The following is a 351-nucleotide window of genomic DNA, read 5'->3' as shown; positions in this document are numbered from 1 at the left end:
AGTAGAGCAGATGCTGGCCGATGCGCAGGCGATGGATGCCGCAAGCACTGAAGCCGCACGTATTGCCAGTGCCCAGACGCAGCTGGCGCTGCTGCGCTCTGCCTTGGACAGCGGCAACAGCTATGCCGCCAATGCGCAGGAACTGTCGGGCCTTGGCGTTGCGCTGCCCGCAGCCCTGTCCGGCCCGGCCGAAAGCGGCGTCGCAACCCTGTCGGCGCTGCGCGACGGCTTTGCCCCGGCCGCACGCGACGCGCTGGCCTCGGCACGAGAGGAAACCAAGGAAGGCGGCAGCTTACTGGACTATGTGAACCGCCATCTGGGCGCGCGCTCGGTTGAGCCGCGCGAAGGGGA

The 351-nt window shown here is 68.4% G+C and carries 1 pseudogene; it reads left to right on the top strand.

The annotated features are described in order from the left end of the window. A pseudogene (locus RA19_RS25285) lies at window positions 1-351 on the top strand (hypothetical protein); the annotation flags it as partial.

This window comes from Leisingera sp. ANG-M1 (genome assembly GCF_000813745.1).
Taxonomy (GTDB): domain Bacteria; phylum Pseudomonadota; class Alphaproteobacteria; order Rhodobacterales; family Rhodobacteraceae; genus Leisingera.
Note: the sequence above shows the minus strand (reverse complement) of the source record. Positions and strands in the feature narration are given on the sequence as shown.